The 19,487-nt window shown below is 56.9% G+C and carries 21 protein-coding genes and 1 pseudogene; 15 read left to right on the top strand and 7 right to left on the bottom strand.

Annotation, left to right across the window (positions count from 1 at the left end; genetic code table 11):
• Positions 1-47: 47 nt before the first annotated feature.
• On the bottom strand, positions 48-995 hold the full coding sequence (locus QEV83_RS06190) for an extensin family protein (protein ID WP_280130351.1): 948 nt from the start codon (positions 993-995) through the stop codon (positions 48-50).
• Positions 992-1,309, bottom strand: a complete 318-nt coding sequence (locus QEV83_RS06185) for a transposase (RefSeq protein WP_280130350.1) — start codon at positions 1,307-1,309, stop codon at positions 992-994. Before QEV83_RS06185 ends, QEV83_RS06190 begins: the two co-directional genes overlap by 4 nt.
• A 927-nt stretch (positions 1,310-2,236) precedes the next feature.
• Here QEV83_RS06185 and QEV83_RS06180 point away from each other — a divergent pair.
• Entirely contained in the window at positions 2,237-2,449 is a 213-nt protein-coding gene (locus tag QEV83_RS06180) for a hypothetical protein (RefSeq protein WP_280130349.1), read from the top strand.
• 47 nt (positions 2,450-2,496) lie between these two features.
• Here the strand turns inward: QEV83_RS06180 and QEV83_RS06175 are convergent, their stop codons facing one another.
• Together QEV83_RS06175 and QEV83_RS06170 are read right to left on the bottom strand one after the other, a co-directional pair.
• On the bottom strand, positions 2,497-2,904 hold the full coding sequence (locus QEV83_RS06175; RefSeq protein WP_280130348.1) for a hypothetical protein: 408 nt from the start codon (positions 2,902-2,904) through the stop codon (positions 2,497-2,499).
• Between the two features lie 6 nt (positions 2,905-2,910).
• Positions 2,911-3,285 carry a hypothetical protein gene (locus tag QEV83_RS06170; protein ID WP_280130347.1) on the bottom strand — a complete coding sequence of 125 codons (375 nt, stop codon included), beginning with the start codon at positions 3,283-3,285 and terminating at the stop codon, positions 2,911-2,913.
• 490 nt (positions 3,286-3,775) lie between these two features.
• On the opposite strand from QEV83_RS06170, the gene QEV83_RS06165 reads away from it, so the two are divergent.
• The 5 genes and pseudogenes from QEV83_RS06165 (at position 3,776) to QEV83_RS19420 (ending at position 6,841) form a co-directional block, all read left to right on the top strand.
• The gene (locus QEV83_RS06165) at positions 3,776-4,198 is read left to right on the top strand and encodes a hypothetical protein (RefSeq protein WP_280130346.1); all 423 of its coding nucleotides are present in this window, start codon (positions 3,776-3,778) and stop codon (positions 4,196-4,198) included.
• Positions 4,199-4,252: 54 nt separating this feature from the next.
• Positions 4,253-5,310 (top strand): annotated as a pseudogene (locus tag QEV83_RS19435) (TonB-dependent receptor).
• Between the two features lie 300 nt (positions 5,311-5,610).
• Positions 5,611-6,222: a PepSY domain-containing protein gene (locus tag QEV83_RS19430; protein WP_348273261.1), complete on the top strand. Its 612-nt coding sequence runs from the start codon at positions 5,611-5,613 to the stop codon at positions 6,220-6,222.
• Positions 6,155-6,460 carry a PepSY domain-containing protein gene (locus QEV83_RS19425; protein ID WP_348273260.1) on the top strand — a complete coding sequence of 102 codons (306 nt, stop codon included), beginning with the start codon at positions 6,155-6,157 and terminating at the stop codon, positions 6,458-6,460. Before QEV83_RS19430 ends, QEV83_RS19425 begins: the two co-directional genes overlap by 68 nt.
• Complete coding sequence (locus QEV83_RS19420; RefSeq protein ID WP_348273259.1) at positions 6,461-6,841, top strand: PepSY-associated TM helix domain-containing protein; 381 nt, start codon at positions 6,461-6,463, stop codon at positions 6,839-6,841.
• A gap of 219 nt (positions 6,842-7,060) precedes the next feature.
• On the opposite strand, the gene QEV83_RS06145 is transcribed toward QEV83_RS19420, so the two are convergent.
• Positions 7,061-8,218: a sulfite exporter TauE/SafE family protein gene (locus QEV83_RS06145; RefSeq protein ID WP_280130344.1), complete on the bottom strand. Its 1,158-nt coding sequence runs from the start codon at positions 8,216-8,218 to the stop codon at positions 7,061-7,063.
• 3 nt (positions 8,219-8,221) lie between these two features.
• Positions 8,222-8,494, bottom strand: coding sequence for a heavy metal-associated domain-containing protein (locus QEV83_RS06140; RefSeq protein ID WP_280130343.1), 273 nt, complete (start codon positions 8,492-8,494; stop codon positions 8,222-8,224).
• Positions 8,495-8,923: 429 nt separating this feature from the next.
• On the opposite strand from QEV83_RS06140, the gene ccoN reads away from it, so the two are divergent.
• Genes ccoN through QEV83_RS06095 form a run of 9 tightly spaced genes read left to right on the top strand, consistent with a single transcriptional unit; the run spans position 8,924 to position 17,956 of the window.
• A complete protein-coding gene (gene ccoN, locus QEV83_RS06135) occupies positions 8,924-10,594 on the top strand; it encodes a cytochrome-c oxidase, cbb3-type subunit I (protein WP_280130342.1) in 1,671 nt (556 codons plus the stop codon).
• Positions 10,595-10,606: 12 nt separating this feature from the next.
• On the top strand, positions 10,607-11,362 hold the full coding sequence (ccoO, locus tag QEV83_RS06130; RefSeq protein ID WP_280130341.1) for a cytochrome-c oxidase, cbb3-type subunit II: 756 nt from the start codon (positions 10,607-10,609) through the stop codon (positions 11,360-11,362).
• Between the two features lie 9 nt (positions 11,363-11,371).
• A complete protein-coding gene (locus QEV83_RS06125) occupies positions 11,372-11,524 on the top strand; it encodes a cbb3-type cytochrome c oxidase subunit 3 (RefSeq protein WP_280130340.1) in 153 nt (50 codons plus the stop codon).
• 3 nt (positions 11,525-11,527) lie between these two features.
• Positions 11,528-12,409, top strand: a complete 882-nt coding sequence (gene ccoP / locus QEV83_RS06120; RefSeq protein WP_280130339.1) for a cytochrome-c oxidase, cbb3-type subunit III — start codon at positions 11,528-11,530, stop codon at positions 12,407-12,409.
• 54 nt (positions 12,410-12,463) lie between these two features.
• Positions 12,464-13,894, top strand: a complete 1,431-nt coding sequence (ccoG, locus tag QEV83_RS06115) for a cytochrome c oxidase accessory protein CcoG (RefSeq protein ID WP_280130982.1) — start codon at positions 12,464-12,466, stop codon at positions 13,892-13,894.
• A gap of 17 nt (positions 13,895-13,911) precedes the next feature.
• Complete coding sequence (locus tag QEV83_RS06110) at positions 13,912-14,418, top strand: FixH family protein (protein WP_280130338.1); 507 nt, start codon at positions 13,912-13,914, stop codon at positions 14,416-14,418.
• A gap of 9 nt (positions 14,419-14,427) precedes the next feature.
• Entirely contained in the window at positions 14,428-16,686 is a 2,259-nt protein-coding gene (locus QEV83_RS06105) for a heavy metal translocating P-type ATPase (RefSeq protein ID WP_280130337.1), read from the top strand.
• Complete coding sequence (ccoS, locus tag QEV83_RS06100; protein WP_280130336.1) at positions 16,683-16,832, top strand: cbb3-type cytochrome oxidase assembly protein CcoS; 150 nt, start codon at positions 16,683-16,685, stop codon at positions 16,830-16,832. The genes QEV83_RS06105 and ccoS overlap by 4 nt, the downstream gene beginning before the upstream one ends.
• The gene (locus QEV83_RS06095) at positions 16,829-17,956 is read left to right on the top strand and encodes a hypothetical protein (protein WP_280130335.1); all 1,128 of its coding nucleotides are present in this window, start codon (positions 16,829-16,831) and stop codon (positions 17,954-17,956) included. The genes ccoS and QEV83_RS06095 overlap by 4 nt, the downstream gene beginning before the upstream one ends.
• 87 nt (positions 17,957-18,043) lie before the next feature.
• Here QEV83_RS06095 and QEV83_RS06090 read toward each other — a convergent pair whose 3' ends face one another.
• Positions 18,044-19,402 (bottom strand): FAD-dependent oxidoreductase, encoded by a 1,359-nt coding sequence (locus tag QEV83_RS06090; RefSeq protein WP_280130334.1) that lies wholly within the window; start codon positions 19,400-19,402, stop codon positions 18,044-18,046.
• Positions 19,403-19,487: the final 85 nt, after the last annotated feature.

Here is a 19,487-nt window from a genome sequence, read left to right as displayed (position 1 = left end):
CGTTGGTTCCTGCCACGACGGTGTCAAAATAGCGGCGCAGAAAAGGCTTACTCACAAATGCGGTAGTTGCTGCTTTTGCCATGAACGCCAAGGTCCAGGTGGTAATGCGTGGCATGGGCGGCATTGGCGCCTGGTCCAAGCACCGTGGTGAAGTAGCCGCAGGCCGTGAGACGCAGGGCCGTCAGGAGTCGACGGTCCGGATTGCTTTCGTCGGCCACCGCCGCAATTCCAATCTGCCGCTTATTGGCCAAGCCGAGACTCGTGATGTCCACGGCGTTGCCAGTGGCATGCTCGCTCAATTTTGCGTCTTGGAAGGTGTCGCCGTTGCGCATACGGCAGACATAGCCAGGCCCGGTTTCGAGGGTCACAAGGTCGTTTCCGGCAAGAATTTTGACGAGGGGCGCTGCAACATTGGAAAGCCATTTCGCCAATTGGAGCGCGAAAACGCAATTGAATGTCGGCTTGCCGGGAAAGGTAATGCGACCAGACGGCGTCTCGAGAGATATGATGTCGATAGGGCTGATGACGGGGCAGCGTCCATCAAGTCTGTCAGAAGGCGTCGGCGAGAACTGAGCCCCAGCGATCTTGAGGTCAGCTAAACAATGGTTGGACGTGTCATCTTCCGATAGGACAGACGGAGATGGGACAAGCTTGGGGACAGCAGACATGTCACTTGGCGTAGGAGATTTCATGTCCGGCCTTGGAACGGGAAGAGGAATCTGCCGCGATGCGGCACCCAAGGACGGCCGGGGTTGGACGTCGGCCTCGACCCCGCGACAAAGAGAGGAAAGGCCAAGAAGCCCCAGCACGCCGAGAACAATAGTCGTGCGCGTGCTCCGCCGAATCTTGGTCAGCAAGACACGATTGGCCGCCTTGCGCGGACTTTCGGGTCGGCCACGCCAAGCATAATACCCCGCCGGAGAGACGCCCATCACATCGCACATGATGCGAATCGGGAATGTCTCGCGCTGATCAGCGATGAGGCGGAATTTCATCTCGGCGCTTCCGAGAAAATTTGCAGAGTTTTTTTTAGAATCTCCCGCTCCGTGCGTAGACGCTCGTTCTCGCGCCGTAGACGGGCGTTTTCAGCGACCAAATCCGCGCCGGCATGCGGGATCACCGCCTGCGTATTGGAGCGCCACGGCGAACCCGCATGCCTCCCATCATCCTTATTGCGCCAGGCGCGCAGCCTCGACGCAGCAATCCCCAGCTCCTGGGCAATTTGGCTCAACGGCCGACCGCTGCTCGCCAGCAGCCCCACCGCCTCCCGCTTGAATTCCTCCGTGAATTGACGACGCGCTGTGCCCATCAAACACCTTCCTGCTCCCAAAGCAGCTTATCAGAGGTGTCCACCATCTCGAGGGAGGGTCACGCCGGAGTTGGTGCTTTTATGTATGCCCGGACTCGCTCTCCAACCTTTGCTTACAAGGGTGTCTCGATCGCTTTCGCGTGTTTCGTCTTCGGTCCGTGATGTTTCTTCCAGCGGCTGGTTTGGGCGAATGGGGAACTACCTTCTGGATCATGGAGGATTTATCCGTTGCTCCGCTCCATTGGCCATCCGTATTCTTTGGCTGGTTTTCCGTCGGGATATTTGGCGTGTCGCTTCTGATTCTCTGTCGAATCCAGGAGCTTTGCTCCGGTTATGAGGACATATTCGGCAGGGCCCCCGCCGAGTGATTAAATCTTGGCGGAGCCGGCTACTTAACGGGCTCCGTCAATCTCAGCGCTCGGGCTGGCGCATCGCCAATCGCGATAGGCAACTCGATCGGATTTTCGCCGGAAGACCGATGAGAATCATGTCACAATAGTTTTTACCACCGCAATTTGTGACGTCAATTTCCAAACGTCCAGATTATGGGTCGTAACGACGCCACTCGCGTCCTAGAGCCAGGCCAGCGATCAATCCCGTTTCTTGATCAAGGGGATCGTTGGCGGACCGGTGTCTCTGATCCTGGCCTTGCTCGATTCTGAATTTGCGAGGAGCGGCTGGTCGCTCAGTACCCACACATGCGCCGAGGCCGCGCGGCCTGATGCCTTTGGTATGCCGCAAGAGCCGCTTGGCCGATTGCATTAGGCCCTCTTATGCGCAGGAACGATCCAATTGGGGTAACTTTAGGATCAATCATTTCCCGTAGATGAGTGCGCAGGCGTATTAAGTGGCGTCTTCTAAGGCGCTGGGACGTTGCATTCATTGGGGGACAGCGCAGCTGTCATAAGACTGTTGAAAGGATTCAAAATGCCCCAAGATGAATTTGTTATCGAAGAAGCTGACGATGTGACAATTCTGGTTCGCCACTTGTTGGCAGATGTACGGTTCTTATTTGTGATGAAAGGCCGAAAATTTAACGGCGTAGATGCCAATGAGCCGAAACCCTCCGACCTCAGTCTCCGAAATCAGGCTCGCGCATTTGCTCTGCATGAGGCCCGCATCCAAGGCTGGATCGACTAATTCAATCGGGAGCCTTACTAGTCGGATTTCCTCAAATGCTCTCCCTTTCAGGAGAACCATCGCAAGACCGCCGCGCAGGGGAGCGCCGTCACTCCAAGAACGGCAAGGCCAGCCCAGAGCCTCTGGCCTGGCACCGGCACCGCTGCATGTCTTGCGAAATGAAACGCAAGAAGCGTGATAGCCAAGAGCGCGCAGGCGATTTTTAAACAGAGCGCGCCCAGCGCGAGATGATGAATCTGAGGCAGCTCGCCTTCCATGAAGTAGCTCACCGTACCGAAGCCAAAACCGCTCGCAGCTTGCAAAAGCCAGGCAAGCAAAGTGAGCCAAGCCATCGTGCGGAGAACCGATGGCGCCGACTTGAACCATAAAGCAGCGATCGGCAGCCCGGTTACCGCCACGGCGCCAAAATTATGGACGAGCTGAACGCTGCCATAGAGGACATTCTCCAGTTCCATGCGCTTCTACTGCACCGTCACAGTGATGCAGGCCTGCGTCCCGATTGGCGTATGATTCTTGTTGACAGGGCTGACGCAGACTTTCCGGTTCCCTTGCTTCAGCGGTCCGAGCTTGAAGCTGCCCTTAGGCTTATGGGCCATGGCGGCTTCGTCGCCATCAACGAAGAGATGCACGTGATCCGCCTTCGATGAGGGGTTCACTTCATAGCCAAGTTGGTAGGCGTGTTTTGCCTCCAGTTTGACACCGTCAGCAGGCGAGAGGATGGTTGCGAGACTGTCTTCGGCCGCTGCAGGTAAGACGAAGTGTGCTGGGCCAATGCCGGCAAGAATGGCCGCGCCAATGAGTACGACGCCATCGGCAATGAACGCCTTATAGGACATGAGGAACCCTCGATCTGAATTATAGGGGGTGGTCCCAGCGCCAAAGCCGAACGGGGTCGCCGGGAGATTGTTCGTCGATCAGATCAGGATGAAGGGTGGCGCGCGCGGTTGACCGGCAAAGCCCACAGACCGCGTAAATGAGCCGAGAAGTTCTGGCGGTGCGGCCCTCGTGGACAGAAGCGGTGAACAGGCCACTCGCGCCGCTTCCCGCGGCAGAACGCCAATCGCGACGTGCACGAGCGGGCAGCAAGGGCAATTGTCATGTTGGCACGGCACGGGAGTGCCACCATGACGAGCACCGAAAACACCGCCAGGCAGCGAACAGCGAACGTCTGATTTTCCCGCACCAATGCCAGAGCTCACGGCACCCGAGTTCGAGGTTGTCGCTAGTGCGATAAAAGATGCGTGCCCGTGTTGTGCAGGCATCCACAATTGGGCGGCGCGATCGCTTTGCCGACGGTGGTGGTCGAGGCCAACAGGGAGGATGGCAATGGGGAAGGGCCCGGAAACAGTGTCGGCGGCGCGGGATTGGGAGGCCGGTTCACCGGCTGTTGACGCGGAATATCAGAACTATATATTCGTGGCGGACGCCGATTCCGCCATCCCAGCATTTGGCAACCGGCCCGCGGATATCCCGATCAGCCGCTACCTTCAGGATCCCGCCGTCACTGTCGCGAATCCCAGCCGCCTAATCCGGAAGTTCATTGGCTATGATTGGACATTCGACATCAATCCAAATTGGAGCCTGACCAATCGTTTTGCTTTCGAAAATATCTCCAATGCGCAAAGAATTACGGATTATTGCGTGGGCGACGGGACTGCGGCTTGCCTGGACATCGCGGGCAATCCGTCCCAGTTCGGGATTGCACAACGCTTCCTCTCCGACGAAAACTTCAATCGAATCACGCTTTAAACGAATCTCGATCTCAAGGGCAAATTTGAGACTGGTCCATTCAACCACAACGTCCTGATCGGAACCGATTACCTTAATTTTAATCAGCCGGGCAACGGTACCCTCGATCTTTACGCGGCAATCCCCTACGTTCCGCCGATCAATATTTTTGCCCCCGTCTATAGCTTCTCCGGAAATCTTAGACCCGCCCCCAATGGTTTTGGCCCTTTCACTGAATTGTGGAAAGGCGTCTATGCGCAGGACATGATCTCTTTTGCCGATGACCGGCTGCATCTGCTCATCGGAGGGCGGTACGACTGGGCCGATACTTTTTCCGGGTTCAGTTCGATTTCCTATGCTGATGCGTTGGCGAATAGCGTGAGCGCCCTAGATAAACATTTCAGCCCACGCGTTGGCGCGGTGGTTCAGCGGCTGCCCTGGCTTTCTTTTACGGTGCTTATGTAAATTCTATCGGGGCGACCAATCTATTCAGCTCCGCTCCTGGACAACCTTTGTTGCCGCCGCAGATCGCGACCCAATGGGAGGGCGGAGCGAAAGCGGAATTCTTCGACAAACGCTTGGCCGCGACCGTCGCTTTTTACGACATCATCAAAACCAATATCACCCAAACTATCCCCGGCACGCAACTCGTGGAACTGGCCGGCACGGTGGAGAGCCGCGGCGCGGAATTCGATCTCGCCGGCCGCATCAACGAGAATTGGAGCCTGATCGGTACCTACGCTTTCGATGAAGCGCGCTTCGTAAACGATAACACCGGTTTGCTGGGAAACCGGCTGCAAGACGTCCCTCTCAACGCCGGCAGTCTCTGGGTCAAATATGACGCACTCTGCGACTACAGGGGCCTAAGCCTCGGCGCGGGTATCTACGCCGTTGGCGAACGACCGGGGGACAATGCAAATACTTTCCAATTGCCTGCCTATACATTCGTCAACACGATGGCGATGTATCGCTTGCAGCCCGCAATGCTGCCCACCTGGATGAAAAATGCGACGGTGCAGCTGAATGTGAAAAATCTCTTCAACACGACCTATTACCTAAGTTCCTTCGACCGCAACAGCATCCAGCCCGGTGCGCCGAGAACCTTCCTCGTTTCCCTCCGCGCGGAGTTTTGAGCCTTGCTCCAGCGCGTTTTCGTCTGGCTGCACCGGTGGACGACTGCGCTGATGGCGGATTTCCTCATCGTCATCCGCCTAACCAGACTGCGCGCGAAAAAATTTGCTTTGACCTGGCGGGATCCGGCTTGATGAAACGTCTCATCGCTGTAGCAGGAGATTATCTTCCCTCCCCGATCTCATGCAGAAAACTTGGGCGCTGGAATTTGAAAAGATTCCGGCGCCTCTTTTGCGGCGATCGGTGCACCGTTTCCGCCAGATCACGAGAGACGGGTCTCATCGGCGGGAGGCCGCAAAATCATGCGCGCTAATATCGCGATCCGCCGCGTTTTCGTCTGGCTGCACCACTGGGTGGGGCTCGCAATGACGGGCTTTCTCGTCCTCGTTGGGCTCACCGGCAGCCTGCTGGCCTTCAACAACGAGCTGGAACGTCTGATCAGCCCGCAGCTTTTCGCCACGTCGAGGCCTGATGCCACCCTCCTCGATCTCGGTGCGCTCGCCGCCCGCGCGGAAAATATGGTCCCCGAGGCGCAGGTCCAAGTGGTTTCCTTAACAGCCTCCGATCAGGCGGTGGCGCAAATGATGCCGCGAACAAACCCCGCGACGGAAAAACCTTATCAGCCGAATTTCGACCAGCTCTTCCTCGATCCCGGTACGGGGGAGGAACTTGGCCGCCGGATGAACGGAGACATCACACAAGGGTGGATCAATTTCATGCCCTTCATTTACGATCTCCATTGGCGGCTGGCTTTAGGCACGACCGGTTTTTGGATTCTCGGCATTGCCGCCCTGGCCTGGACGATTGGTTGCTTCATTGGCTTTTATCTCACCCTGCCGGTAGCCATTGAGAATTTCTGGGTGCGATGGAAGCCGGGGTGGCTCGTCAAATGGCGGGCGGGCCTTCCGGGTTAATTTTGATTTGCATCGCGCCAGCGGGCTTTGGCTGTGGGCGATGCTGTTTATCTTCGCCTGGTCGAGCGTCATGATGGACATCCGGCCGGTCTATGATTGGGTTACACAGCGTCTGTTCGACTACCAGTCGCCCGACGAGGAATATATGATGCCTTCGCCGCGCGCCGGTGGACCGCCACACCTCGATTGGCGCGCGGCCCATGCGGCGGGAGAGCGCACTCTCCAAGAGCAAGCCTAGTTGCGTGGGTTTAGTGTGGAGCGGGAGGTTGGGATTTATTACAGTGCAGAACTTGGCACCTATTTTCTTAACGTGCGCAGCAGCAGAGACTTCATGGATCATGCCGGCGCCACCAGCGTTGCCTTCGACGGCGATACCGGTGCGTTTCGATCGCTGGATCTGCCGTCAGGTCAACGGACCGGTAACACGATTACAAATTGGATGTACGCCCTGCATATGGCCAATGTCTTTGGGATGCCTTATAAAATTTTCGTCTGCGGGCTCGGGCTCGTGATCACCATGCTCTCTGTAACCGGCGTCTACATCTGGTGGAAGAAACGCCGCGCCCGGCAATTCTCAAAGGTGCATCGGGACGTGGTGGCGGAGGTTGCGGCGGAATGAGGGAGAAAACATTTGTACGCGCCGCCGGAAACCGCCCATCGTACATATTTTCGCGGCGATTCCACATGTCCAATGAGCCCGCGCAAGTATGTGCGCTTGTACGATTCTTCGCCGTGACCTTACCAAAACGTTTCACGTGAAACGTTTTGGTACGATTAGACCCTTGAATCGGACACCAACGCAAACAAGGGTAGCTGAAGCGGTGAGGGAGCGAAGCGATCACTGCCTCTTCTTCGAACTGCCGTTGGCGGGTAAATTCGGCAGATAAAGAATTTGGCTAGATTTCAACTTTTTGAGATTGAGACCCGGATTGGCGCTCTCGATCTCGCACCATTTCGTCGCATCCCCATAGTGCTTGTGCGCAATCTTGGAGAGTGTATCTCCCGCCGTTACTTTATACGTCTCTGGGATTCCGGCGTTTTTCGCCTGGACGGACGGTTCTTCCGTGGAAGCTGGCGGTCGCGCAGTCATGCTGCCGGAAGGCGACGGCGGCGGCTTGTCCATGCTCGCAACACTGGGAGGTTTCTCTGTGATCGCCGGTTCCGCGATCACCTCAAATTGTCCATGCAGCATGCCGATCCAACAGCTCCGCGGAATGAGGCCTGTTTCATTGGGTGTGAACTCGATGGTCTGCACCCCCTCCTTGACATCAAACTCTAATCCCAGCTTGGGGACGACAATGCGTCTGTTGCATTCCATGACGTCCTTGCCGTCGATCACCCATTTGACGGGAATCTCTTGGCGCAACACGAAATGATTTGGCTCAAATCCCGATTTGACGACATCCATCGTGATGGTTTGAAAATGGTCCGCCATTGGAGCCCCCGAGATCAGACTGGTCAGGAATCCAAAACTCAGCAAGACCGGCAGTGTTCCGACACCGAAGGTGAAGAGCATCTTGGCGCCCTCAAATGCGCTGCCGGATCCCGCCGCCATCACATACATGGCTTGTAACGGGCCGCAGGCGATCATAAAGCCATTCAACAGGCCAATCATGAAAGGCCGCTTGCGGCTGCGGGTCTGCTGGCCGGATAAAACCCACGAAAGGAAGGCGGGGAGCTTAAACCCGATTTTGCGCAGAACCGGAATGATGTTCAGCATGTTCAGGCCGAAGATGATCAAAAATATCCCGGCCGAAACACCCGCGACGCCGCGCAGCATGGGCGTAAAGGCAACAATGGCGCCCAAAAGTCCGAACAAAGCGCCAATGACGGTATAAGAGAGGATTTTTCCCATGCCATAAAGCAGATGCGACAGATGAGAGCTTTGTCCCAAGCGCGCGTCGCCAGCTGTGTAGCTCAGAACAAACCCGCCGCACATGCCGACGCAATGAAAGCCCGTCAGAAGACCAAGGACCAGAATGAGGCCCAAGCCCATATGCTAGCTGACATCGGGCGCGCCATTCTGGCTAATCCATTTGGTATCGAGAAAAATGACGAAGACGACACCAAGGATACCGAGGACAACAGCTCCGTGCTTCTTGAAGTTATTGCGCGGGACCTTGGCATCAGCTGGAAGAGTGCAGCGGTAGCCCTTCTGCGCGATCGCCGCGCAGATGTCCCCGACATTTGTCAATGCTGGATCGAAGATGACCGCGAGCGTCTCGGTCGGATAGTCTGCCTTGACATGCTGCACGCCGGAGACCTTGCCCACGGGGTCTTCGATGATATGTTCGCAACCCGAGCAATGCATTCCCCGTGCATGAAAGTTAACGCCATGTGCGTTCGCTGGCGCATCAGACGCCGTTGCATTATCACTACGGGACTCTTCCAAATCTATCTTGGGCTGAAATCCTTCTAGACCCAGACGACCGGCGATGATGACTTAAAGCCCGTCGCCGCTCGAGGATGGGGACGAGATTTCGTGACATCGGTACCGCTTATAGACGCTCCCGCGTGACGGTCTTCATTGGGAAATCGTGGGCAAGACACGGTAAGTCCAGGATTCAAATAGGACATTCCAATCTAATCCTTCAGGGTTTGATCTGCATCAAGTCTCCGCTTTTCCACTTCGTGCAGTCTTAGCAAGACCCGTTGCACGCGGTTCACAGTTCATTTCGCGCACCGCAAACGGAACAAATCAATGGTACAATTATCTGTTCCCGTCAAAAGAATGACGTTTGGCGAAGTTGGCCTCTTAACAAGCCTTGCGGCGTTAGCTTTGTTTGCACTATGGATTGCGACAAAAGCGTATACGCCGGCATTTGCCTTCCACGCTGCGCTGTTCAGCGTGGCTGGCGTCCTGGCTGTGTTCACGATTTTCAAACGGTATTCACTTCGTGACGCTGCGTTGCCTCTCCAAACGATCGATGGGCGACCGAATTACAATTTTAGACCTGTAAAATTCTGCACGATTGCGGCCATCATCTGGGCCATCGCAGGTTTTAGTGTCGGGCTCTATCTCGCTCTGGAACTCGCCTTTCCAGCGTTTAATCTCGATCTTCCCTGGACTAATTTCGGAAGATTGCGCCCATTGCATACCTCGGCGGTGATTTTTGCCTTCGGTGGCAATGTGTTGCTGGCCACGTCGTTTTATGTTGTGCAACGGACCTGCCGTGCGCGTCTCGCCGGTGATCTCGCTCCTTGGGTTGTGGCGATAGGCTACAATTTCTTCATCCTGATCGCTGGTACTGGCTACCTCCTGGGCATTACCCACTCAAAAGAATATGCCGAGCCGGAATGGTACGCCGATATTCTTCTCGTCGTTATTTGGGTTACCTATTTCCTTGTCTTTCTTGGCACGATCATGAAGCGCGCCGAGCCACACATCTATGTGGCCAACTGGTTTTATCTCGCCTTCATCGTTACAATCGCCGTGCTTGTTCTGACGAATAATGCTGCGATTCCCGTATCGATTTACTCATCCAAATCCTACATCGTCTGGTCCGGCGTCCAGGACGCGATGATCCAATGGTGGTACGGTCACAACGCCGTTGGCTTCTTTCTCACGGCCGGCTTCCTTGCCATCATGTATTACTTCGTTCCCAAGAGGGCCGACCGGCCCATCTATTCCTATCGGCTCTCGATCGTGCATTTCTGGGCGCTGATCTTTCTCTATATCTGGGCCGGCCCGCATCATCTCCATTACACGGCGCTTCCAGATTGGGCGCAGACGCTTGGCATGACCTTCTCGATCATTCTTTGGATGCCATCCTGGGGCGGCATGATCAATGGCCTGATGACCTTATCGGGCGCTTGGGATAAGCTTAGAACTGACCCCGTCCTGCGGATGCTCGTGGTCTCCATCGCCTTCTATGGGATGGCGACCTTCGAGGGGCCGGTCATGTCGATCAAGACTATCAATTCGTTAAGCCACTATACGGATTGGGGCATCGGTCACGTACATTCAGGTAGTCTTGGATGGGTCGGCTACGTGTCCTTCGGCGCACTCTATTGCTTGGTTCCTTGGTTGTGGAACCGCAAGGGACTTTATTCCCTCAAGCTCGTCAACTGGCACTTCTGGATCTCAACCATAGGGATCGTGTTCTACATCTCGTCAATGTGGGTTGCTGGAATTATGCAGGGTTTGATGTGGCGTGCATACACGGCCCTTGGTTTCCTAGAGTATTCCTTCGTTGAAACGACGGAGGCGTTGCATCCTATGTATGTGATCCGTGCGTTCGGCGGGTTACTCTTCCTCGTTGGTGCGCTGATCATGGCCTTCAATCTCTTTAAGACGATAGCGTCTCCCGATGCTTGCGCGGTTCCGGAAGAGACTGGGGCGCTCAAAATCCGTTTCGCTACGGCAAAGTAGGGGAACGGGCGCGTGACCAACCCTAGCCAAAGCCGCTCGATCTGGGTTCGGCTCCAAATCCTCGAGAAGAACTCCATTCTGCTCGTGCTCGGCATCCTTCTCGTCGTATCGATTGGTGGCCTCGTCGAGGTGATCCCGTTGTTTTACCTCAAAAGCACGATCGAGAAAGTTGATGGCGTGCGGCCCTATTCGCCTCTCGAACTTGCCGGCTTCAACATCTATGTCCGAGAAGGATGTTATACGTGTCACTCCCAGATGATTCGGCCTTTACGCGACGAGGTCGAACGCTACGGCCACTACTCATTGGCCGCCGAGAGCATGTATGATCATCCCTTTCAATGGGGATCGAAGCGAAACGGCCCCGATCTGGCGCGTGTCGGGGGAAAATATTCGGATGACTGGCATCGTCAGCATCTTCGGGATCCTCGCGCAGTCGTGCCTGGCTCGATCATGCCAGGTTACGCGTTCCTTGAGTCAACGCCACTCGACGATGCTCACATCGCCCAGGATCTCAAAACACTCGCTATAACGGGCGTGCCATATTCTCGCGAAATGATCGACAAAGCACGCGACGATCTTAGAGCGCAAGGGACATCCGAAAGCCCCAACTCTACTGAGTTTAAGTCAAGATATCCGCAGGCGATCGTGCGCGATCTCGGCGCCGATAAAGGCCGGTTGACGGAAGCCGACGCGCTTATCACTTATTTACAACGGCTTGGGACCCAAATTGATTTCAAACTTTATGACGACAAGGCCAACATCAGGTGAGGTCCTCTTATGTCGACATATGAAAGCTTGCGCCAGTTCGCAGCGTACTGGGGCGTCGCCTATTTCGGGCTGATCTTCTTCATCGCTCTCGTCTATGCTCTGCTACCGTCAAAGCATGACGCTTTCGAAGAAGCGGCTCGAATTCCGTTGAGAGAGGATTGAGCCGTGTCCGCGGAGAAACGTCCAGAAATCGACGCTCTTACTGGAACGGCGACGACAGGCCACGACTGGGATGGGATCAAGGAACTGAATACCCCGCTCCCCCGCTGGTGGCTTATAACGTTCTATGCCTGCATTGTCTGGGCGATCGGATACTGGATCGCCTATCCCGCGTGGCCGCTAGTCACGGGCTTCACCAAAGGAGTGTTTCACTGGAATTCTCGCGCCTCAGTCAGCGATGACCTGAAAGAACTGACGGCTATGCGCGCAACCATGAACGAGAAACTTGCGGCCGCTTCCCTTGCCGAGATTGAACGCGCACCGGAGCTATTGTCTTTTGCGCGAGCGGAAGGTGGCGCCGCCTTCGCGATAAATTGTGTGCCATGTCATGGCGCGGGGGGCCAGGGGTCAAAGGGGTATCCCAATCTCAACGCAGACCGCTGGCTTTGGGGTGGCACGCTTGAAGCCATTCAGACCACCATCGCGCATGGCGTGCGGTGGGACGCCGATCGTGATACGCATACCTCCTTGATGCCGTCCTTCGGCCACGACTCTCTGCTGAACGGGCCAGATATGTCCGACGTCGCGGATTATGTCCGCAGTCTATCAGGCAATACGCCTGAGGAAGGCGCCGATCTCGCCGCCGGACAGAGTATTTTCATCCAAAATTGTGCTCCTTGCCATGGCGAGGATGGCAGAGGAAACATTGAGCTTGGCGCCCCTAATTTGCGGACGCAGGTCTGGCTCTATGGAGGCTCCAAAGCCGACATCATGGACCGCATTCAGAATGGCGGCGGGGGTGTCATGCCGGCATGGGCGAGTCGGCTTGATCCAACGACGATCAAGGCTCTTGCGGTTTTTGTCCATAGCCTTGGCGGCGGTAAATGAACTGGAGATGGGACATCTCCTCGAAGGTGTGATGTGAACACGGCTCAAGTGCAAATGCATGAGGAGGTTCCCGGCCTGCCGCTCTACGCGGCTGCGGCGAAGGTGTATCCGCAAAGCGCGCATGGTGTGTACCGCCGGATCAAATGGATCCTTTTGGTTGTCACTCTCTGCATTTATTATCTTCTGCCATTTGTGCGTTGGAATCGCGGTCCAAGCGAACCGGCGCAAGCCGTTCTGGTCGATCTCACGCACAGGAAATTCTACTTCTTCTTTATCGAGATTTGGCCTCAGGAAGTCTATTACCTCACCGGCCTTCTTATCCTGGCGGCGCTGAGCTTATTTCTCATGAACGCTTTGGCAGGGCGGGTCTGGTGCGGATATCTTTGCCCGCAAACAATCTGGACTGATCTTTTTTTAGCCACGGAACGTTGGACCGAGGGCGATCGGCGCGAACGGATGTTGAAGGATACAGGTCCCTGGACGATTGCGCGCGTGAAGGAAAAAACCCTTAAACATTTCATTTGGCTCATGATCGCCTGGTGGACCGGAGGCGCCTGGGTCAATTACTTCACCGACGCGCCAACACTTGTGCACGATCTGGCAATGTTCCAGGCGCCCGTTGTCGCTTATGTATGGATTGGGATTCTCACATTCACCACTTATGTCCTCGCTGGCTTTATGCGCGAGCAGGTCTGCCTTTTTATGTGCCCCTGGCCACGTATCCAAGCGGCCCTTACGGACGAGAATGCCCTGAACGTGATGTACCGCTACGACCGGGGCGAACCGCGCACATCGTTCAAGAAATCGGCGGCCTTAAGAGTCAAGGGAGAACACCCGGGCGATTGCATCGATTGTGGTCAATGCATTGCCGTCTGTCCGACTGGCGTTGACATTCGTGACGGGTCTTGTCTCGGCTGCATTCAATGCGGGCTTTGCATCGACGCATGCGATACTGTGATGAAGAAAATTGGCCGGCAACCGCGCCTCATCGCCTATGACACGGATGTCAATGTGGCGCGCCGTCTTTCCGGAAAAGCGAATGTCTATAAGCCAATTCGCAGCCGAACCATCCTATATGCGGTCCTGATTGCAGGAGTTGGTCTTGTCATGCTCTCTGCCTTGGCGGAACGCAAAAATATGTCGGTGAGCGTCATGCATGACCGCAACCCGATGTTTGTCAGAACGGCTGATGGCTCCATCCGCAACGCTTGGACAATTCATATCGCGAACCGCGCGTCAAATTCGCGCCAGTTTATGATCAAGACGGAGTCTTTCGATGCCGCCCATGTCGAGGCCATTGGCGTCTCCTCTGCCGCCGATGGATGGCCGGTCGTTGAAGTCGGGCCGGATCAGATCCGCGAAGTGCGTGTCCTGGTTACCGTGCATGCCGCGCATCTGCCGTCAAAACAATCGCTCAGATTCGAGATCGTTGACTTAGAAAGCGGAGAAAAGGCCAGTGCGACAGATAATTTCGTCGCGCCATGACAAAGGATACAAGACCTATGATCCATGATGACCTCATGCCAGGCGCCGACTTCGCCATCAGAGGATGGATGGTGCTGACGCTTCTCCTTGGCTTTTTTGGTGTCGTCGCGGGGGCTAACGCTGTGATGATCCATTACGCCATTGCAACCTTCCGGGGTGAACAAGAAGTAAGTCCTTACGAGCATGGGCTTGCCTATGAGAGGGACATTGAGGCAGCGCGGACGCAGGCAGCCCTTCACTGGAACGTGTCAGCTGGCTTTTCCCGAGACAAGGACGGTATGGCGCTGGTGGAAGTAGTCGTCACGGATGCTTCGCGCACTCCGGTCACAGGGCTTCAATTCACGAGCACTCTCATTGCCCCGGCCGACAAGAAACTCGACAAACCTCTGGCACTCGCTGAAACCGCGCCTGGTGTCTATTCGGGACGAGTCGCGTCAACCCAGGGTCAATGGGATTTGCTGCTTGAGGCCAGTCATAATGGCGCGCGCCTCTTCCGTTCAAAAAACCGCTTTGTTTTGCGTTAAAGAGGTGCCATGGCGTTAGAGCTTGATCTTTCAGCTTTCGTTCAGCATGACGGCGACGGCGCCTCGCATATGGAGCTTGCCGTGGAAGGTATCGTCGACGCGGCATCGCTGCGCGCGATTGAGACAGCGGTGTGCAAGCTACCTGGGATCAGCCGAGCGCGGGTGAACTTTACCGATCGCCGCCTCTTCGTGGAATGGACGGACCACACATTTGATCCAGCCCGCATTTTGGACGAACTTGCCAGTCTAGGCTATCCCGCGCATCCATTTTCTTTGCATACCGCAGAGGAGGCCGAAGCCGCGCAAATGCGCTGGCTCTTGCGCTGCCTTGCGGTCGCTGCTTTTGCCGCCATGAATATCATGCTCCTTTCCGTCGCCGTTTGGGCCGGCAATGTCAGCGACATGACACTAGAGACGCGGGATTTTTTCCACTGGCTGTCTGCCCTCATCGTAATTCCGGCTGCCGCTTTTGCCGGACAACCCTTTTTTCGCAGTGCCATTCGTGCCGTCCGGGCCGGTTCGCTTAACATGGATGTTCCGATTTCGCTTGGCATTCTCCTTGCTCTGTCCATGTCCGTGGTCGAGACCGCGCATCACGCCGAGCATGCCTATTTCGACAGCGCGATTATGCTGATCGCCTTTCTGCTTGCCGGGCGCTACCTCGACCACGCGATGCGGCGTAAGACTCGGGCGTTTGCCGCCAATCTGTCCGCTCTTCGCGCGCCAATGGCGTCACGTCTTGGCTCGAAGGGAGAATTGACGGCCGTTCCCGTCGTGGCGCTTAGGCCGGGGGACGTCGTGCTGGTCGGTGCGGGCGAGCGAATTCCGGTTGATGGAATCATCGTTTCCGGGTGTTCCGAGATCGATCAAAGTCTCGTTACTGGCGAGACAGCTTGCAAGGCGGTTTCGGCTGGGAGCGACGTCTATGCCGGGACTTTGAATTGTGGGGGCGCCCTGCAGATCCGGGCGCTTGCTGTCGCAGGCGGCACGCTGCTAGACGAGATCTCTCGCCTGATGGAAAGCGCGTCCATGCAAAAGACGCGCTATTTGCATTTAGCTGACCGGGCGGCGCGGCTTTACGCACCCGTCGTCCATGCAACGGCCATCTTGGCGGCTATCGGTTGGCTGCTGGCCGGTGCGTCCGCGCATGATGCGATCGTCATAGCGATCACCGTCCTCATCATCACTTGTCCTTGCGCACTGGCGCTTGCCGTGCCAGCGGTCCAAGTTGTCGCCACAGGCGCTTTGTTCCGCTCAAGCGTTTTGATCAACGCGGGCGACGCCATTGAACGCTTGGCCGACATAGACACCGTCGTCTTTGACAAGACGGGAACACTCACGCTCCCTGAGTCCCAGATCGACAATGTCGGTCATGCGGCACCGCAAACAGTCGAACTCGCGGCCCGTCTGGCCTTGTCGAGCCATCATCCGCTCGCGCGTGCACTCGCTGCACTTGCCATCGACCGTACACCTTTCGAAGAGTGCCACGAAGCGCCAGGTGAGGGTGTTCGCGCGATGATTGACGGAGTTGAGGCGCGGCTCGGTAATCCGGTCTTTTGTAATCTCGAACACGAGGCGAATTGCGCGCACGACTGGCATGAGGAGGCATCCGTCATCGCGTTTCGGCATGGCATCGCTTCCGCGGTCTTCGTGGTTCACCAGAAGCTTCGCCCGGACGCATTGCCTGTCGTTGAGGGGCTTCGGTCACGCGGCCTCGCGACCATGATTCTTTCTGGCGACAGAGTGCCCGCAGTCAAAGCCTGTGCGGACGCGCTTGGAATTGCCGGGTGGCGGGCGCAATTAAAGCCAGCCGACAAGGTTGCCTGCCTTGCGGAACTGAAGGCGCAAGGCCGTAAAGTGCTGATGGTCGGCGACGGGATGAATGATGCGCCGGCTCTCGCGAGCGCCTATGTCTCCCTTTCGCCAATCACGGCGTCGGGCATAACCCAAGCCGCAGCCGACGCGCTTTTCCTCGGGGACCGGCTCGCTCCTGTCATGGCGGCCATCGAGATCGCCTGCCGGGCAAAGACTCTCATGCGGCAGAATCTCTGGTTCGCGGTGCTTTATAATTCCGTCGCTGTCCCTCTTGCGATGCTTGGGCTCGTAACGCCTTTGATCGCCGCCGCCGCCATGTCGGGTTCGTCGGTCATCGTCACGCTCAATGCACTTCGGGCGCGGCAGGCGGGACATGTCCAGAAACCTGTGAATCTTGAGCCCTTTATCATCTCGACGAGCAGCTCGCACCATCTAAACGAGGCGTTGCCATGACGATCCTGCTGGTCCTTGTGCCGTTGGCCTTGTCCCTTGGCTTGCTCGGACTTGTTGCCTTTCTATGGTCGCTCCGCAATGGCCAATACGAGGATCTTGACGGTAGCGCCTTACGTGTCCTTTCTGATGACGATCTCGCGCAGTGAGCGGGGCGTTCCACGAGAGGCGCGCTCGCGCGGGACTGTTGGGCTGCGCGTGCGATATTGATCCACCGGATGAATGTCTCCCAAGTGGCGGGCCGCCTGCGCTCCCACTCATCGCGGCAGCTTTCAGCTTCTCCATCGTTGCGCAGGTGCTTGCGTTCACCGTACTGCCGCTGGCCGGAAGGATACTTGCCCCCTCACCCGCGGCATCAACCGTGCCTTTCGTCCTGATGCTGACCGGTGCGGCATTGGCAACTTTTCCTGCCTCCGTATTACCCGGCCGCTTCGGCCGCCGCTCGGCCTTCGCGCTTGGCGCGAGCCTTGGTGTTGCGGGCGCCGTGATCGGCGCGTGGGGGATCGCCGCGGGCCAGTTCGCGGGGCTTTGCCTCGGTGCGTTTTGGCTCGGCACGGCCCAGGGATTTGGTCTATTTTACCGGCATGCGGCTGCGAGCAATACACCTTCGGGTGGGAGGGCCATTGCCATTGTTCTTGGCGCGGCAAGTCTCGCCGCCGCCGCGGCACCCGCGATTATCCGTTTAGCCCAGGATCTGGGGGGGCCGCTGACTCCTGCCATTGTATTGATCGCCGCCGGACTGGCGCAGTTGTGCGTCCTGACCCTCGCCGTGGCGTTGCCGAATGGAATTGAAGTGGCCGATCAAGCGCAAAGCTGGAGCACAGATTTGCGCGGCTTTATCGCTGTCAGCGGGGCGGTGGCGCTGGCCTGGTTCGGCATGACTTTGCTGATGGCAGGCGCGCCGCTAATGATGGAGGGATGCGGGCTCGGCCTTGGCGCGGCGTCTAGTGCGATCTCGTGGCATGTCTTGGCGATGTATGCCCCAGCAGCCGTTATCGGCGCCACGGGTTGGCGCGTGCCCGAGATCCCAAGCGTATTTGCGGGGCTCGCATTGCTGATGCTGGGTTTTATTACCGCACACGTCCAAAGCACGGAATCCGGATTCGACATAGCGCTGATAGTAAGCGGTTGCGGGTGGTCGCTCGCGACGCTTGGAGCAACGCTCTGGATTCATAAGCAGGGCGTGCCTCCCCGCTTGCTTCTCGCCTTGCACGATTTCAGCCTGTTTTCGGGCGCAATCTCCGGAGCCATTGTGGCAGGGGGGCTTATTTGATCCATGACCTTGCACGGAGACATCGATTGGCCGTTGCTGGTGTCAGCGAACCGCAAATGAGGCTGTCCTATGACCAGCACGGATTTCTTAAATGAAACGAACGCCCTGCTTCTTCAATTCGGCCTGGATCGCCGTGATCCCAACTTCGGCGGTCGAGACCTTGTTCTTCACCGAGACGGCGGCGGCGATTCCGGCGCCCTGGCCGGTGACGGTGCAGCACATCATGTTTCGGACGGCGGCATGCGAGATCTTGTCCCCGGCCACCGAACGCCCGGCGATCAGTAGATTGCCCACACCTTGCGGCACCAGCGCTCCGTAAGGGACATGGAAATACCGTCCGGTCGTCGGCAGCACGAGAACTCCATAACCGTCGATAAATTCCGGAAAGATCCCGATCGCATCGTCGAAACGTGCCTGTCCCCGTACATTCTGTTCCGTCAGATTGGTGCGGCCGATGATTTTCCGCGTATCGCGAATGCCAATCGTCATGCCGAAATTTCTTAAAGCCGCCGTTTCGAACCCCGGCGCGAAGCACTGCAGTGCCTTGATTGCGAGCATGGCTTGCCGCCGTCCCTCCATTTCTCCACGCGTAAGATCGCGGATATCGGTGCCGTCGTATTCGAGCATATGCACCATATTGAGATAGGTGGCCTCGCCATGCTCGCTAATGGCACTCCAGGTGCCGCCTATGCTTTTCAAGCCAGCAGGAAGGATGCCTTTTTCCCGTGCCTGATCGAAGGGTTCTTCAAGGTAGGGACTGAACAGCTCGTCCTCTTTGCCGTCGGTTTTCATTTCCCAATTTTTTCCCCAGTCCTTGTATTTTTTTGGATTCGCTTTGACGTAGTCAAGGAAGCGGGCCCGATCGACACCGGAGCAGGAGAACATCACAGTGACCGACAGCATGTCCTCCTTCGGAGTCTTGCGGTAAGGGGCGCCGCTAAGCGCGGCAATATCGGCATCGCCCGTGGCATCGATGATGCACTTGGCCAGAATAGCTTGACGCCCGGATTTGCTCTCGATGAGGATCCCCTTCAGACGATCGCCGTCGCGAATGACGCCAACGGCAAGCGCGTGAAGGAGAGTTTCGACGCCAGCCTCCTGCACCCAAGTGTCGGCCACGACCTTGAACATCTCCGCATTGATGGCATGGCTGAGCGATTGCGGTTCGGGCGTCGCACCACCAAAATTTTTGGCCCGCTCCTCGAATTCAATGCCAATCCCCTCGACATCGACCGTCTTCTCCTGCCGGTACCAGGCAATGCCTTCCACGCCGACATGAGTAAGGTTTCCGCCAAGGCAGCCATAGCGTTCCACCAGCATGGTCGCCACCCCCGCCCGTGCCGAACTGACCGCCGCCGCCAATCCCCCGGGCCCGCTGCCAACAACAAGAACATCCGTTTCCGCGATCACCGGCGTGAGCCTCGGGGGTTCTCTGATTTCCTTCATGGTTGCACCGCCGCTGTAGGACGCCTCAATCGATGACTTTGCCGGACTTTACGTGGCCAAGTGTGACAACGCTGCTGGCGGGCTC

It is taken from the genome of Methylocapsa sp. D3K7 (assembly GCF_029855125.1).
Taxonomy (GTDB): Bacteria; Pseudomonadota; Alphaproteobacteria; order Rhizobiales; family Beijerinckiaceae; genus Methylocapsa.
The sequence above is the reverse complement of the archived record's forward strand: the minus strand, read 5'-3'. Positions and strand labels throughout refer to the sequence as shown.